This is a genomic window from Micromonospora sp. CPCC 206060 (assembly GCF_036906895.1).
Classification (GTDB): domain Bacteria; phylum Actinomycetota; class Actinomycetes; order Mycobacteriales; family Micromonosporaceae; genus Micromonospora.
The window spans coordinates 1-14,956 of sequence record NZ_JBAKHU010000062.1 but is presented as its reverse complement, the minus strand read 5'-3'; the positions used below and the strand labels follow the sequence as shown (position 1 = coordinate 14,956).

General features: G+C 71.2%; 14 protein-coding genes. 7 read left to right on the top strand and 7 right to left on the bottom strand.

The window, feature by feature from the left end; all coding sequences use genetic code 11:
• Positions 1-112: 112 nt before the first annotated feature.
• On the bottom strand, positions 113-1,915 hold the full coding sequence (gene metG, locus V6U90_RS26820; RefSeq protein WP_334442287.1) for a methionine--tRNA ligase: 1,803 nt from the start codon (positions 1,913-1,915) through the stop codon (positions 113-115).
• A 157-nt stretch (positions 1,916-2,072) separates the two neighbouring features.
• On the opposite strand from metG, the gene V6U90_RS26815 reads away from it, so the two are divergent.
• Positions 2,073-3,107 carry a hypothetical protein gene (locus V6U90_RS26815; protein WP_334442284.1) on the top strand — a complete coding sequence of 345 codons (1,035 nt, stop codon included), beginning with the start codon at positions 2,073-2,075 and terminating at the stop codon, positions 3,105-3,107.
• A 27-nt stretch (positions 3,108-3,134) separates the two neighbouring features.
• Here V6U90_RS26815 and rsmI read toward each other — a convergent pair whose 3' ends face one another.
• Positions 3,135-3,989, bottom strand: coding sequence for a 16S rRNA (cytidine(1402)-2'-O)-methyltransferase (gene rsmI / locus V6U90_RS26810; RefSeq protein ID WP_334442281.1), 855 nt, complete (start codon positions 3,987-3,989; stop codon positions 3,135-3,137).
• Positions 3,990-4,073: 84 nt separating this feature from the next.
• Between rsmI and V6U90_RS26805 the strand changes: the two genes are divergently transcribed.
• On the top strand, positions 4,074-5,798 hold the full coding sequence (locus V6U90_RS26805; protein ID WP_442933679.1) for a dolichyl-phosphate-mannose--protein mannosyltransferase: 1,725 nt from the start codon (positions 4,074-4,076) through the stop codon (positions 5,796-5,798).
• Between the two features lie 556 nt (positions 5,799-6,354).
• Positions 6,355-7,008 (top strand): HNH endonuclease family protein, encoded by a 654-nt coding sequence (locus V6U90_RS26800; protein WP_334442278.1) that lies wholly within the window; start codon positions 6,355-6,357, stop codon positions 7,006-7,008.
• 101 nt (positions 7,009-7,109) lie between these two features.
• Here V6U90_RS26800 and V6U90_RS26795 read toward each other — a convergent pair whose 3' ends face one another.
• Positions 7,110-7,409 (bottom strand): hypothetical protein, encoded by a 300-nt coding sequence (locus tag V6U90_RS26795; protein ID WP_334442275.1) that lies wholly within the window; start codon positions 7,407-7,409, stop codon positions 7,110-7,112.
• Between the two features lie 304 nt (positions 7,410-7,713).
• Between V6U90_RS26795 and V6U90_RS26790 the strand changes: the two genes are divergently transcribed.
• Both V6U90_RS26790 and V6U90_RS26785 read left to right on the top strand, forming a co-directional pair.
• On the top strand, positions 7,714-9,000 hold the full coding sequence (locus V6U90_RS26790; RefSeq protein ID WP_334442320.1) for a VWA domain-containing protein: 1,287 nt from the start codon (positions 7,714-7,716) through the stop codon (positions 8,998-9,000).
• Positions 9,000-9,788, top strand: coding sequence for a peptidase (locus V6U90_RS26785; RefSeq protein ID WP_334442273.1), 789 nt, complete (start codon positions 9,000-9,002; stop codon positions 9,786-9,788). The genes V6U90_RS26790 and V6U90_RS26785 overlap by 1 nt, the downstream gene beginning before the upstream one ends.
• A 131-nt stretch (positions 9,789-9,919) precedes the next feature.
• Here the strand turns inward: V6U90_RS26785 and V6U90_RS26780 are convergent, their stop codons facing one another.
• A complete protein-coding gene (locus tag V6U90_RS26780) occupies positions 9,920-10,807 on the bottom strand; it encodes a DUF72 domain-containing protein (protein WP_334442270.1) in 888 nt (295 codons plus the stop codon).
• Between the two features lie 19 nt (positions 10,808-10,826).
• Here V6U90_RS26780 and V6U90_RS26775 point away from each other — a divergent pair, with 19 nt between their 5' ends.
• Together V6U90_RS26775 and V6U90_RS26770 are read left to right on the top strand one after the other, a co-directional pair.
• Complete coding sequence (locus V6U90_RS26775; RefSeq protein ID WP_334442267.1) at positions 10,827-12,050, top strand: winged helix DNA-binding domain-containing protein; 1,224 nt, start codon at positions 10,827-10,829, stop codon at positions 12,048-12,050.
• Positions 12,043-12,735 carry a 4'-phosphopantetheinyl transferase family protein gene (locus V6U90_RS26770; RefSeq protein WP_334442265.1) on the top strand — a complete coding sequence of 231 codons (693 nt, stop codon included), beginning with the start codon at positions 12,043-12,045 and terminating at the stop codon, positions 12,733-12,735. Before V6U90_RS26775 ends, V6U90_RS26770 begins: the two co-directional genes overlap by 8 nt.
• 280 nt (positions 12,736-13,015) lie before the next feature.
• Here V6U90_RS26770 and V6U90_RS26765 read toward each other — a convergent pair whose 3' ends face one another.
• From V6U90_RS26765 to V6U90_RS26760, 3 genes are all read right to left on the bottom strand, one after another.
• Complete coding sequence (locus tag V6U90_RS26765) at positions 13,016-14,107, bottom strand: IS630 family transposase (RefSeq protein ID WP_334442263.1); 1,092 nt, start codon at positions 14,105-14,107, stop codon at positions 13,016-13,018.
• A 97-nt stretch (positions 14,108-14,204) separates the two neighbouring features.
• Positions 14,205-14,513, bottom strand: coding sequence for a peptidase inhibitor family I36 protein (locus tag V6U90_RS34020; protein ID WP_442933680.1), 309 nt, complete (start codon positions 14,511-14,513; stop codon positions 14,205-14,207).
• A 134-nt stretch (positions 14,514-14,647) separates the two neighbouring features.
• Positions 14,648-14,827, bottom strand: a complete 180-nt coding sequence (locus V6U90_RS26760; protein WP_334442261.1) for a hypothetical protein — start codon at positions 14,825-14,827, stop codon at positions 14,648-14,650.
• Between the last annotated feature and the right edge of the window lie 129 nt (positions 14,828-14,956).

The window sequence follows — 14,956 nt, the reverse complement described above, 5'->3', positions numbered from 1 at the left end:
CGCCGGCTGGACCTGTGGCGCCGGTCAGGGCCGCCCGTCCTGCCGGCGGACCGGTCGGTACGGCCGGCTCGGCCCGCCAGCCGGGCCGGCCCCTCGTCTCGGTACGGTCGGCTCAGCCCTCCAGCCGGGCCAACTCCTCGTCCACGATGGATGGGTCGAGTTTGCGGAAGACCGGCTTCGGGGCGGCCAGCGGGCGACCCGCCGCCAGGGGCACCGACTCCCAGCGGGCACCGACCGTGTAGTCCCCGGTCAGCACCGGGTACGACGGACCGCCGTCGAGATCCTCGACCTCGACGATGGACGGCATCGGGGCGTGCACCCCGGTGCCGCCGAGCAGCTCGTGCACCTTCTGCGCGGAGTGCGGCAGGAACGGGGTGAGCAGCGTGTTGGCGTCACTGACCACCTGGAGCGCGACGTGCAGGATGGTGCCCATCCGAGGCTTCTCGGCCTCGCTCTTGAGCTTCCACGGCGCCTGGTCGGAGAGGTACCGGTTGGCCTCGGCGACCACCTTCATCGCCTCGCTGATGGCCTGCTTCTGCCGGTGCTTCGCGATCAGGTCACCGACCGTGTCGAAGCCGGCGCGGGCGACCGCGAGCAGCGCCTCGTCCGCCTCGGTCAGGCCGGCCGGGTCGATCGGCGGGATGGCGCCGAAGTTCTTCGCGGCCATCGAGATGGACCGGTTGACCAGGTTGCCCCAGCCGGCGACCAGCTCGTCGTTGTTCCGGCGGAGGAACTCCGCCCAGGTGAAGTCGGTGTCGTTGCTCTCCGGACCGGCGACCGCGATGAAGTAGCGCAGGGCGTCGGCGTCGTACCGCGCCAGGAAGTCGCGGACGTAGATGACCACCTGGCGGGAGGAGGAGAACTTGCGCCCCTCCATGGTCAGGAACTCGCTGGAGACCACCTCGGTGGGGAGGTTGAGCCGGCCGAGCGGGCCGGGCTCGCCGTCCCGGCTGCCCTCGCCGGAGTAGCCGAGCAGCAGCGCCGGCCAGATCACCGAGTGGAAGACGATGTTGTCCTTGCCCATGAAGTAGTAGCTCCGGGCGTCCTTACCCTGACTGTCGGTGGACCACCACTTCCGCCACGCCTCGGGGTCGCCGGAACGGCGGGCCCACTCGATGGAGGCGGAGAGGTAGCCGATCACCGCGTCGAACCAGACGTAGATCCGCTTGTCGGAGCGGTCCCGCCAGCCCTCCAACGGGATCGGTACGCCCCACTCCAGGTCGCGGGTGATGGCCCGGGGCTGGAGGTCGGCCAGCAGGTTCTTCGAGAACCGCAGCACGTTGGTGCGCCAGCCCTCCCGGCTGTCCAGCCAGCGGCCGAGCGCGTCGGCGAGGGCAGGCAGGTCGAGGAAGAAGTGCTCGGTCTCGACGAACTGCGGGGTCTCGCCGTTGATTTTCGACTTCGGTTCGATCAGGTCGATCGGGTCGAGCTGGTTACCGCAGTTGTCGCACTGGTCACCCCGGGCGCTGTCGTACCCGCAGATCGGGCAGGTGCCCTCGATGTAGCGGTCGGGCAGGGTACGGCCGGTGGACGGGGAGATGGCCCCCATGGTCACCTTGGGCACGATGTAGCCGTTGCGGTGCATCCCCTCGAAGAGGTCCTGCACCACGCGGTAGTGGTTGCCGGTGGTGGTCCGGGTGAACAGGTCGTAGGAGAGCCCGAGCCCGTGCAGGTCCTCGACGATCACCCGGTTGTACCGGTCGGCCAGCTCGCGGGGGGTGACACCCTCCTTGTCGGCCTGCACCTGGATCGGGGTGCCGTGCTCGTCGGTGCCGGAGACCATGAGCACGTCGTGGCCTGCCATCCGCATGTACCGGCTGAAGACGTCGGAGGGGACACCGAACCCGGAGACGTGGCCGATGTGCCGGGGGCCGTTGGCGTACGGCCAGGCGACCGCCGCGAGAACGTGACTCATGGAGGCAAGCCTAATGACCGTCCCCGGCCGGCTGCGAACCAATAGGCACCGGCCGGCGGTCCGGCCCCGTACACCCGGCCAAGGCTCGTCCCATTTGTCGCCGACACGCGCCCTGAGCTGCACCATGTTCCTTCCCGGCCGGTGTCCAATGGTCGTCGTGACTGGCAGACCAGCCGCGCCGCGGCCGGACGACGCCCCGCGCCCCGACGTGTCCGCAGCCCCTACGGCCGAGCCGGGGACCGAGCCACGTCCCCGGGTACCCGACGCCCGGGGCGCGCCGGGCGGCCAGGGTGGCCCGACCGGCAAGGGCAGCAAGGGCGGCCCGACCAGCCCCGAGGGCCCGGCCGGCGCAGCCAACCAGGCCGGCACCGGGCCGACGGTGGCCCCGTTCGCGGGGGCCCGTCCGTCCCGGCCGGCGTCCCTCGCGGACCTGCCGGGCGGCATCGAGCCGACCATCGGCGCCCCGGCGCACGTGGTACCCCGCCGGGTACCGGTCGGCTCCCGCCCCCAGGTACCCACGGCCGACCCGGGCCCGGCGGGCGGTACCGGGGAGGACGGCGATCAGGAGCCCGCCTTCTGGCTGCCGATCGAGGAGGTGCACTGGGACGGCACACCGGTCCGGGAGGAGATTGCACCGGACACCGGCCCGGCCCGGATCCTGGCCGGTCGGGCGGGCCGTCGGCGCCCCACCCGACCGGTGCCCCACGGGCCGCTACCCGGGCTGGCGCTGCTGATCCTGCTGATGCTGCTGGCCAGCTTCTTCGGCTGGGTGAGCGCCGAGCCGTTCTGGCTAGCCGTCGGGCACGGCAGGAACGGCACGGTGGTGGTCGCCGGCTGCACCGGTAGCGGGTTGGAGCAGCGGTGCCGGGGTGACTTCGTCCTGGGGGACGACTTCGTCGTGCACGGCGTACGGATCGCCGGGGTCGGCCCGGAGCAGCGGCAGCCGCGCACTGTCCTTCCGGCGAGGATGGTCAGCGCCAGTTCCACCACGGCGTACGTCGACGGATCCGGCGCGGTCGCCCACCTGCGCTGGCTGCTCGGACTGGGCCTGGTCCTGCTCTGCGGGGTGGCTGCCGGCTGGGCCACCGGAGCGGCCCGGTTCACCGAGCCGTGGGCCCGCCGGGGTGCCACGTGGGCCGGGTTCTGCGCGCCGGTCCTGCTCGCCAGCGGTTTCCTGGTCGCCGCGTTCTGAGACGGTGCGGCGGGGCGGGGACGGTGATCAGCCGGTGGTGTGCACCACCGCGTAGACCTCCCGGCGACGCAGGCCGTACCCGCCCGCCACGGCCGTGATCGCATCCCGGCGGGACGCCCCGGCAGCCTCCCGCTCGGCCACCTCGGCGCGCAGCGTCGCGTCGTCGGGCCGGGCGACCGGGGCCGGCGCCGCGCCGGCCACCACCAGGGTGATCTCACCACGTGGTGGGCTGGCCGCCGCCCACTCGGCCAACTCGCCGAGCGGCCGGCGGAGCACCTCCTCGTAGGTCTTGGTCAACTCCCGGGCCAGGGCGGCCGGCCGGTCCGCGCCGAAGACCGCGGCCAGGTCGGCCAGGGCCCCGGCGATCCGGTGCGGGGCCTCGAAGAAGACCAGGGTCCGCTCCTCGGTGGCCAGGGCGCGCAACCTGCTGCGCCGACCGGCCGGCGTACGGGGCAGGAACCCTTCGAAGCAGAACCGGTCACAGGCCAGCCCGGAGAGGGCCAGCGCGGTGGTGACCGCACTCGGCCCGGGGGCGGCGGTGACCGGGGCGCCCGCATCGAGCGCACCCCGCACCAGCCGGTAGCCCGGGTCGGAGACGCTGGGCATGCCACCGTCGGTGACCAGCGCGACCACCGCACCACCGGTGATCGCGTCGACCAGTTCCGGGGTACGGCGTTCCTCGTTGCCCTCGAAGTAGCTGACCACCCGGCCGGTGACGGTGACCCCGAGGTCCCGGGCCAGCCGGGCCAGCCGGCGGGTGTCCTCGGCCGCCACGATGTCGGCGCTGGCGAGGGTGTCCCGCAGCCGGTCGGAGGCGTCTGCGGGGTTGCCGAGTGGCGCCCCGAGCAGAATCAGGCGTCCACCATCGGACAATTCACCCACAACGCCACTCCCTTATCGACACACGTGCCGGCCAACCATAGGCGGAGCGCCCCTTCCGCCCCTCCAGCAGCCTACGATCGCGGGGTGACCCAGGCGTCGACAGCGCAGACCACGAGCGGGAGCAGCCCGGAATCGGGCACCCCCACCGGCCAGCTCCTTCCCGCCGAGACCGGCGGCGGTGGCCTTCCGCCGATCCTCCGGCGCCGGCTGGCCCCGTTGGACGCCCGCTTCGACGTCAATTCCTGGCTCGCCACCGCCGTGGTGGTGGCGATCGCCGCCATCCTGCGCTTCGTCGGGCTGAGCTCCCCCAAGGGCAAGATCTTCGACGAGGTCTACTACGCCACGGACGCACACAACCTGCTCACCCGTGGTTTCGAGTGGGACGAGAAGAACAACACCGCCGCGTACGTGGTACACCCTCCGCTGGGCAAGTGGATGATCGCCCTGGGCGAGTGGATCTGGGGCTACAACGAGCTGGGCTGGCGCTTCTCCGCCGCCCTCGTCGGTTCGCTCTCCGTCCTGCTGCTGGTTCGCATCGCCCGGCGGATGTTCCGGTCCACGGTGCTCGGCTGCGCCGCCGGGCTGCTGCTCGCCCTGGACGGCTTCCACCTGGTGCTCTCCCGCACCGCCCTGCTCGACATCTTCCTGCTCTTCTTCGTGCTGGCCGCGTTCGGCGCGATCGTGCTCGACCGGGACGCACGCCGCCGGCGGTGGCTGCGGGCGCTGGAGGCCGGGCTGGACCCGACGCTGCCGGGTCGGGCCGGGCGTCCGGCGTTCTCGCTGGCCGCGGTGCCCTGGTGGCGGCTGCTGGCGGCGGTCCTGCTCGGCTGTGCGATCTCGGTCAAGTGGAGCGCGCTCTACTTCGTCCCGGCGTTCGGAATCCTGGTGCTCATCTGGGAGGCCGGGCTGCGCCGCTCGGTCGGGGTACGCCGACCGTGGCGGGACGCGCTGCTGGCGGAGCTGCCCTGGCTGGTCCTCGCCGGGATGATCGTGGTGCTGGCGTACATCGCCACCTGGTCGGGCTGGCTGCTCACCGACGGCGGCTACTACCGGCACTGGCGCCAGTCCCAGGGCAGGAACGAGTTGCCGGTGATCGGCGCCCTGCAGAACCTCTGGGAGTACCACCGGGCCGCATACGACTTCCACACCACGCTGGACCGGCCGCACAAGTACCAGTCCTGGCCGTGGCAGTGGCTGCTGCTCGGCCGCCCGGTGGCCTTCTACTGGTCCAGCGAGGGCGCCTGCGGGGCGGCCAGCTGCGCCGCCGAGATCCTGCTGCTCGGTACGCCGATCCTCTGGTGGTCGTTCCTGCCGGCCCTGGTCGCACTGGTCTGGCTGGGCATCGCCCGGCGGGACTGGCGGGCCGGCACGATCCTGCTCGGCGCCGCCGCCGGCCTGCTTCCCTGGTTCTGGTACGCGCTGGACGGCCGGACCATGTTCGTCTTCTACGTGGCGCCGGCCCTGCCGTTCCTGGTGCTCGCCGTCGTCTACGTGCTCGGAGCGATCATCACGCCCGGCCAGCCGGCCGAGGACGGCCCGCCGACCCGGCAGCCGGCGACGACCACACCGCCCCCGGACACCCCGGCCCCCGCCGATAGGGCGCCGGCCACCGGATCGAACCCGGAGGCCGTTGAGGACACGGCAGCGGCGAGAGCGGCGGACCGCCGGCTACTCGGTTCGATCATCGCCGGCGGGTACGTCCTGGTGGTCGCGGCCTGCTTCGCGTACTTCCATCCGATCTTCGTCGGCAAGCTGATCCCGTACGCCGAATGGTCGGCCCGGATGTGGCTCGACGGCCGCTGGATCTGACCTCGCCCGGAGAACCACGGCGCAACGCCACTGCCCGGTCCGGTGGAATACCATCGGACCGGGCAGTGGCGTCGATGTCAGGCAATGCCGGCGATCAACCAGATGGTCTTGGCCACTGACGTTTTCCCTGGTCGGACGAGCCGCCGCCGACACCACTCGGGGCCACGGGCAATACTGGACCAGACCGGGAACAGCGCCGGATAACAGCCCCCGGATAACAGAGAAGCGCGCCCCGATCGCCTGCCACGGGGGAAGCGGGCGATTGGGGCGCGCATGTTGAGCTTAACCACCCCGGATCACCGGCACAACGGGTCGCCTCTGGTCAGATTTCCGACCGACGAACCGCACCGGAAGTGGTTTACATCATGCACGTGATCTGATGTGACAATCCATGAACCCAAGGTCACCGAACGGTGATCAGCGGATCGACGGCGCCCACTTCCACCAGCCACAGAGGTATCGACAGAGTTCGTTCTGCGTTTACGGTGGGAAGGCCCGCCGGCAAGCTCCCCCAGGCGGAATGGCGGGCGATCACCAACGACCCGTGGGAGTCCCGATGACCCGTACGCTCCGCTGGCTCGCCGGCCTGCTCGCCGCCCTCACCACAGCCACCGCCGGGCTGGCCGCCCCCGCCCAGGCCGCCACCGTCTCGGTACCGCTGCGCACCCTGATCGCCGACCTGCCCGTCGCCTCCGAGAACCGCACCGGCTACAGCCGCGACCTCTTCCCGCACTGGACCGACGCGGACGGGGACGGCTGCAACACCCGCTACGAGGTGCTCATCGCCGAGGCGGTCACCCGACCGTCGGTCGGCTCGGGCTGCTACCTCACCGGCGGGCGCTGGTACTCGTACTACGACGCGGCCTACTGGACCAACCCGTCCGACCTGGACATCGACCACATGGTCGCGTTGGCCGAGGCGTGGGACTCCGGGGCCCGCAACTGGACCACGTCCCGCCGCCAGTCGTACGCGAACGACCTCGGCGACGTACGGTCACTGGTCGCCGTCACCGACAACGTCAACCAGGCCAAGGGCGACCAGGACCCGGCAACCTGGATGCCGACGTACGAGCGGTGCCGGTACATCGCCGAGTGGGCTGCGGTGAAGACCCGGTGGCGGCTGACCGTGGACAATGCCGAGAAGAGCGCGTTGACCAGCTACGCCAGCTCGTGCTCGAACATCACGATCACCGTGACCCACGCGTACTGAGCCGGCTCGACGCGGGTGCCGGCTGCCGGCCGGCACCCCGTCCGGGTGGTCAGCCCGTCCGGGTGGTGACCCCGTCCGGGTGGTCAGCCCGTCCCCCGTGGTCAGCCGGTCCGGCGGGTGCCCGCCCGGGGCAGCCAGCCGAGGAACTGGTGCCGAAGTTCAGCCACCGGCAGTTGGTCCAGGTCACCCATCGCCCGGACCAGGCAGGCGCCGAGGTAGATACCGAGCGCCGCCCCGGTACCGACGTACTCGTCCAGCAGCCCGCTCCGCTTGGCGGGGCAGGGCCAAGCCGTACCACACTCGGCACAGGTCCAGCCGGGCCGCTCGGGCAGGTGACCGGCCGCGCCCGGCCCGGCATCCGCTCCACCGGAACCCGGTCCGGCATCCGTCTGGCTGGTCATGACCGCGCTGATCCTCCCGCACCTCGATGCCGTCACCCGATCCACGCCGCAGGACTGGCCCGGCCGACCCGAAGGCTCCGAAGGCTCCGAAGGCCAGGGTCAGGGTCAGGGCGTGGCCCCGGACGCACGGGCCGATCCGGTCGGTGCCGGCAATCGGCCAGACCGGTAAGCGTCCGCGCGGCCGAATTCGTTACCGGCCCCGGGGAGCCCGGACCGACCCCGGCCGCCTGTAACAGTGACACCGGCCGCGCCCCCTCCGGCCCGGAGCATCATCCGAAGTGGACATGGCTATAGTCGCGCGGTGATCATCTACCTCCGACGATCCGCCGCTGTCCTGTCCGGGCTGCTGATGACCATGGCGCTGCTCGGCGCCCCGCCGGCCACAGCCGACGAGGAACCGCCCCCCGAGCCACCCAAGGTGGAACTGGTCCTCGACGTCAGCGGTTCGATGCGGGCCCGCGACATCGACGGCCGCAGCCGCATCGCCGTCGCCCAGCAGGCCTTCAACGAGGTGGTGGACGCCCTCCCCGACAACACCCAGCTCGGTATCCGGGTGCTCGGCGCCACCTACCCCGGCAAGGACAAGAAGATCGGTTGCCAGGACACCCAGCAGATCGTGCCGGTCGGCCCGGTCGACAAGAACCAGGCGAAGGCCGCCGTCGCCACGCTGCGTCCCACCGGCTTCACCCCGGTCGGACTCGCGTTGCGCGCCGCCGCCCAGGACCTGGGCACCGGTGCGACGACCCGGCGGATCGTACTGATCACCGACGGCGAGGACACCTGCGCCCCACCCGACCCGTGCGAGGTCGCCCGGGAACTGGCCGCCCAGGGCACCCGGCTGGTGGTGGACACCCTCGGCCTCGCCCCGGACGAGAAGGTGCGCCGGCAGTTGCTCTGCATTGCCGCCGCCACCGGTGGCACGTACACCGCCGCACAGAGCGTCGAGGAACTGACCGGCCGGATCAAACAACTCGTGGACCGGGCCCGGGACACGTACACCCAGACCCCCGCCCTGGTCGGCGGCGGTGAGCAGTGCGCGGATGCCCCGCTGCTCGCCCCCGGGGTCTACACCGACCGGGAACGCTTCTCCGAGCACCGCTGGTACCGGGTACCGGTCCGACCCGGGCAGGAACTGCGCGCCTCGGTGAGCATCGCGCTCGACCGGCCGGTGAACCGGGACTACGGGGTACTGCTGCGGGCCACCGCGCCGGACGGCCGGGAACTGGTCCGGGGCGCGGACGCCGGCAGTGGACGCACCGACATCCTCTCCGCCGGCCTGCGCTGGTCGGCGACCGATCCGGACGACGAGCGGGAGGACGACGGTCCGGCGGACGGGGAGTCCGGTACCGACGCACCGGTCCTCGTCTGCCTGGTGATCAGCAACTCGCTCGCGCCGCAGGCCGGTACCGGCACCAACCCCGGCATGCCGGTGGAGTTGACCATCGACGTGGTCGACTCCGCACCCGGCCCCGGTGCCCCCGACCTCGGTCGGGGCTGGCTGCTGCTCGCCCTGCTCACCGTCGCCGGACTGCTCACCGGCCTGCTCGCCGGCCTGTTGACCCGCTGGTGGGTCGCCACCTGGAGGAACTGATGGGTACCCCGACCGTCCGCCGGCTCGCCGCGCTGCTCGCCGCCACCGGTCTCGGACTGCTGCCGGCCGGTGCCGCCCTGGCCGACCCCTCCCCCTCCCCGGGGGCGGCCACCGTCACCAAGGCCGGTACGTCATTCCTCACCGCCACCGTCATCGCCCCGGGCCAACCGGTCCGGGTCGGCGCCTCCCACGGCGAGTACCTCTACTGGGCGTTCCCCGCCTCAGCCGGCGAGGTACCCGACATCCGCGCCACCGTGTCGTACCCGGCCGGCCGGGCCCGTACCGGACCGGCGACCTGGACCATCGACGTCTTCGACGGCCTGCGCCGGCGGCAGGCGTGCACCGCCGGGGCGCAGACCCCGACCGTGCCGGCCGGCACGACCACGGTGCAGCTCGGCTGTACCCTGCGCACGGTGCGCTCCTGGGCGGAGCCGTGGTCCGGCGACCCGCTGCCCGGCACGTACTACATCCGGCTGTCGGTGAGTACGGTGGCCGAACCCGACCTCGGTTTGCCGGTGGAGGTCGAACTCCTGGTCGGCGCCGGCGGGGAGGGCGACGGCGGGGACGGCGGGGACGGCAGCCTCGCCGCTCCGCTCGTCCCGCCGGTCAAGGCCGGCAAGGTGCTGACCGACGCCGAGGCCAACTCCGTACCGGCCGAGGAGGACGACGGGTACGACCTCGGGGACTGGCTGCCCGCCCCCTCGTCACGCTGGCTCTGGAGCACGGCCGGCGGGATCCTCGCCGCCGTCGCCGGCGTGGTCGGCTTCGGCCTCACCCGCCGCCGCTGAGTGCAAGGAAGGGCCCCTTATTATCGCTTTCGGTATAGGAAGGGGCCCTTCCTAACACCTCACCCGTCGAGCCCGCCTCACCCGTCGAGCCCGCCTCACCCGTCAAGCCCGCCGAGCCCGTCGAGCCCGCCTCACCCGTCAAGCCCGCCGAGCCCGTCAAGCAGGTCGACCAACTGGGCGGCGTTGTGTTGCGCGTTGTCACCCGCGCAGTTGTTCATGAGTACGTGCGTCTCCCGGGCCCGACCGGCCAGGGCCCGCAGCCTCGGTACCCACTCCCGCAGTTCCTCCTCGCGGTACCGGTACCGGAACTTCTCCTCGATGTCCCGACTCGTCCACCGGTCACTGCGCCCGTGGAACCGGACCACCGCCAGGTCGGCGGTCACCTCGGCCAGCGGCGGTACCGACGACGGATGCCCCTGCGGCATGTCCACACAGACCAGCGGCAGCTCGTGGGCGCGCAGAAAGTCGACCGTCTCCCGGGCAGCGTCGTCGGTGAACCAGGAGGAGTGCCGGAACTCGATGGCCACCGGCAGCGGCCGGCAACGCGCGGCGACCTCCAGCACGGTCTGCCGACGGGCGGCGGACCGGGTGAACCAGGGCGGGAACTGGAACAGCACCGCACCCAGCTTCCCGGCCGACACCAGCGGACCGAGAGCGGAGAGGAACCGGTCCCAGACCTGCTCGTACGTCCGCCTCGGCAGATCGGCCGGGTAGACGTACCGCTTGTCGGTCCCCGGCCGCAGATCGGCGTACAGCGCCTCCGGCCGGGTGGGGTGGCCGGTCAACAGGCTGAACGCCTTGATGTTGAACAGGAAGTCCGCCGGGGTCCGCTCGACCCACAGTCCGGCGGTCCGCTCGCTCGGCGGGTGGTAGTAGGTCGCGTCGACCTCGACCAGGTCGAACCGGCTGGCGTAGTAGCCCAGCCGCGCGGCGGGCGTCACCGCCTCGGCCGGGTACCAGCCGGAGGCGATCAGAGCCTTGTCGGTCCATGACGCGGTGCCTACCCGGACGTTGCCCACTGCGGTACTTTCACCCGTGATGGCGACCGTGAAACTGACCGCCGACCGGGTTCTGGCGTGGCGGCTCCGCCGGCACCTGCTGCACCGGCCGACCGGTACCGGCGTCGATGCGGACCCGGACGGGGTGTCGGTCGTGGCGCGGCTCTGCGGGGTACAGGCGCAGGTGGCGTCCGCCGCCGCGCAGGCCGTCGCGGCCCGGCAGGCCCACCCGGCCCCGGGTACGGTGACCGCCGCCCTGGCCGACCGAAGGCTGCTGCGGACCTGGGCCATGCGGGGCACCCTGCACCTGCTCACCACCGCCGACGCCCCGGCCTACCTGTCCCTGCTGGCCGCCGCCCGGACCTGGGAGAAGGGGGCCTGGCAGCGCACCTTCGTCACGGTCCGGCAGCTCGACGCGATCGCCGAGGCGACGTACGCGGCCCTGGACGGCCGGATCCTGACCCGGGAGGAACTGGCCGCCGAGATCGTCGAGCGGACCGGGGACGCCGGCCTCGCCGACCCGCTCGCCTCCGGCTGGGGTGCGGTGCTCAAGCCCCTCGCCTGGCAGGGGCTGCTGATCAACGGTCCGACCCGGACGACGGAACGGGACGGCGGTCCGACCCGGACGACGGATCCGGTGAACGGTCCGACCCGGACAGTGGAGCCGGCCAGCGGCAGGGGCCGGGCCGGCCGGGTCACCTTCACCCGGCCGGACACCTACCTGCCCGACTGGTCGGGGCTGCCCGACCCGGCGGTAGCCGCCACCACCGTCGTACCGGCCTACCTCGGGGCGTACGGACCGGCCACCCCGGAGACCTTCGACGCCTGGCTCTGCCGGGGCGCCACCCGGAAAGCAACCCTCCGCTCCTGGTTCGCCGAGCTGGTGTCGACCGGTGAACTGGTGACCGTGGCGGTGGACGGCGAGCCGGCGTACGCCCGCGCCGCCGACGTCGACGACATCGCCACGGCGGTACCCGTCGACGGGGTACGCCTGCTGCCCGCCTTCGACCAGTGGATCCTCGGGCCGGGCACGAAGGACACGATGATCATCCCGGCCGGGCGGCGCAGCTCGGTGAGCCTGGCCGCCGGTTGGATCGCCCCGACCGTGGTGCACCAGGGTCGGGTGGTCGGCACCTGGACGCCGCGCGACGGCGTACCCGAGGTGACCCTCTGGCCGGAATCCCCGCCTGTGCCGGCGGAACAGATCGAGGCCGAGGTGGCCCGGCTTCAGACGTACCTCGGAAAGGACGACGACGATGCGTGACCTCCTCCCCGATGCGGTCGCCGTCGCGGTGGCCGGGCCGGCGGACTGGACCGGGACACTGCTGCCGGAGGAGGCGGCGTGCCTCAGCCCCCGGGCGGTGGAAAGCCGGCGCCGTGACTACGCCGCCGGGCGCACCTGCGCCCGGCGGGCCCTGGCCGCGCTGGGTCTCGCCCCGATACCGGTCACCTCGGCCCCGGACCGCTCCCCGGTCTGGCCTTCCGGGGTGGTCGGCGCGATCACCCACACCAACGGCTACTGCGCCGCGGTCGCCGCCCGCAGCGACGAGATCCGGTCGGTCGGCATCGACGCCGAGCAGCACCAGGTTCTCGACCCCGGGGTACGCCGGATGGTCTGCCTGCCGGAGGAGTTGGACTGGTGGGCGGCGCAGGACGACGACATCTCCTGGCCGGCGGTGATCTTCAGTGCGAAGGAGACGGTCTACAAGATCTGGCACCCGATCGTCCGCGCCTGGCTGGGCTTCCACGACGCCCGACTGGAGATCCACCCCGACGCGGGGGCCGGGTCCGGTCCGGTCGACGCAGCCGGCACCTTCGTCGCGCACATCGTGCAGGCCAAGGTGGACGAGGCGGCCGGGCAGGTCACCGACCCGCCCACGGTGATCTCCGGCCGGTTCCTGGTCGCCAACGGCCTGGTCCGCACCGCCGCCTACCTGCCGGCCCGCTGACCTGGCCGTGCCGGCTCCAGCGACGGTCACGCCTGGCCGGTCCCAGCTCGTGTGCCGCGTCATGGCCGCCGAGCCGTTTTCGTTGCGCCCGGACACCGGGCCATTCGCCAGCTGGCCGGTTGACACTTGTGTCCCGCGCCTGGGCGCGGGACACAAGTGGGGAGGATCGGAGCTGGTCGGGCAGCAGTTGCGCAGGCAGCGATCCAGCCGATCAACTACACCTCGCAGCCCTGTCCATCCCGGCTGGACGGATATCAGAACCGGGCCTACTAGTGCCTCGTCATGCAGCCTTGAACGGGCAATCCGGGTGGCGGATCTTTGAGTTGATCGCGAATCCGGTTTTCGGGCGTGCTCGCTGGTTGCGCCAGCGGATGTAGCCGCCGATGGCGGCATCCTGCTCAGCGTGGTTGCGGTGGTCGGTGCCGTTGAGGGCGAAGTACCGCACGGCGGCGAACTCGGCCTCGATCCAGTTCAGCCACGACGCGTAGGTCGGTAGGAACACCAACTCCACCTGGTTGGCCGCGCACCAGGCACGGACCTCGGGGTGCTTGTGCGGGGAGAAGTTGTCCAGGATCAGGTAGAGGGTCTGGTCGGGCCAGCGGCGGCGCAGCACCTTGAGGAAGGACAGGAACTCGCGCCAGCGTTTCCGGTCGCGGATGCGGTAGTGCAGCTTGCCGGTGGTCAGGTCCAGGGCGGCGATCATGTGCCGCACGCCCTGGTCGCGGGTGTAGGTGGCCCGTAGCCGTGTGGGTTGACCCTTCGGGCGCCAGGCGCGTCCGGGGCGAGGCTGCAGGTTCAGTGGCCCGAACTCGTCAACGCAGATCACCCGCCCGGCGACGGGCGGATGATCGTAGAGGTCCAGGATCCGGCGCATCTTCGACGTGAACTCAGGGTCGGTGCTGGCCTTCCACGTCTTCGTCGCCTGCCAGGAGACCCCGCGTTCGTGCAGGACCCGCCGCACGGTTTCGACGCTGATCGCCGCGACGTAGCCGGCGTCGATGAGGTGGTCGCGGAGCTTGGCCAGCGACCAGCAGGAGAACGGTGTGCCGAGGAAGCGGGGGTCGCACCGGGCGATGACGCAGATCCAGTCACGGGTCTGCTCATCGATCCGTCTCGGTGCGCCCCCGCTCCATTTTGGGTCCAGTGCGTCGAGCCCCCGCTCGTTGAACGCGTGGATCACGTCACGGACGTAGTCCTCGGTCACCTTGAGCAGGTGAGCGATGTCCGGGGCCGGCTGTCCCTGGGCGGACATCAGCACCACGATCGCCCGACGTAGCTTCACCGGGTCCTTCGCGGTCCGGGTGATCCGCTGCAACCGCTGCCCCTCGGCCATCGACACCTGCCGGACAAACACCTCCGGGCGTCTACCCACCTCGGCACCACCTCCCACCATCAACCGATGAGAGACAGCCTGCCCGACACGGCCTCACAACCGACGGGTTACCCGGTCAACGTTCAATGACGGGGCACTAGCAGGCGACGTAAACACGATCCGCAGCAAGTGCCCCGTTACTCCCCTGGTAACCAACCGGGGTTGTCCAACCGGTGAACGAACTTCCGATGTACCAGGAAATCGTGCCGTTACCCCGATTCCAGACCGAGACGACGGTGAAGGGCAGGTTATGCCAGCCGCAGGAAGGCGCAAGCCAGGGCGTCCCTCCACCCGAAACCTGGGGGAAGTAGCACGAATAGTTGGCCGGGCAGGCAGACCATGCAGCCTGGGCAGGCGTGGCACTGACCACAGTTGCGGCAGCGCCGACAACGACCCCCGCGACCATTGCGGCGGCTTTCCACTTGATTCGTCCCACCGTTTCCCCTTTACCAATCAGCTCAACAACAGCTATCAACAGACCTCAGTCAGCCGCGCAGCTTCATCGAAGTATAGCAATGGCATGGGGATTACATCGGCTCGTCACCAAGCGTTCTCTGGATCGTCACATTGTTTTACCAATGCCAGCAGCGTCAGAACCCCAGTCACATTTGCGTGATTTGGAGTTTCAGCAGCTAAAAGCTGATGCGCGAGTGATGCGGCCGCCAACGATGCAAATGTATACGTTAATTCTGATGTCATCGGCACCACCAGTGACGTCACCGGATCCACCGACCACGACCGGGGCATCGGAGGCACCCCGAAGATCCCGCTCGCGCGAGACCCCTAAGCCTCGATCCACCGACGCGGTTGGCGGCGATCACCGGTTGATCATTTCGATATGGGGTGAGT

Bases quoted from the DNA above. Each gene is read 5' to 3' on its own strand.
- V6U90_RS26800 (WP_334442278.1), top strand. From the start codon at position 6,355: ATGACCCGTACGCTCCGCTGGCTCGCCGGCCTGCTCGCCGCCCTCACC.
- V6U90_RS26785 (WP_334442273.1), top strand. From the start codon at position 9,000: ATGGGTACCCCGACCGTCCGCCGGCTCGCCGCGCTGCTCGCCGCCACC.
- metG (WP_334442287.1), bottom strand. From the start codon at position 1,915: ATGAGTCACGTTCTCGCGGCGGTCGCCTGGCCGTACGCCAACGGCCCC.
- V6U90_RS26795 (WP_334442275.1), bottom strand. From the start codon at position 7,409: ATGACCAGCCAGACGGATGCCGGACCGGGTTCCGGTGGAGCGGATGCC.
- V6U90_RS26775 (WP_334442267.1), top strand. From the start codon at position 10,827: ATGGCGACCGTGAAACTGACCGCCGACCGGGTTCTGGCGTGGCGGCTC.
- V6U90_RS34020 (WP_442933680.1), bottom strand. From the start codon at position 14,513: ATGGTCGCGGGGGTCGTTGTCGGCGCTGCCGCAACTGTGGTCAGTGCC.
- V6U90_RS26770 (WP_334442265.1), top strand. From the start codon at position 12,043: ATGCGTGACCTCCTCCCCGATGCGGTCGCCGTCGCGGTGGCCGGGCCG.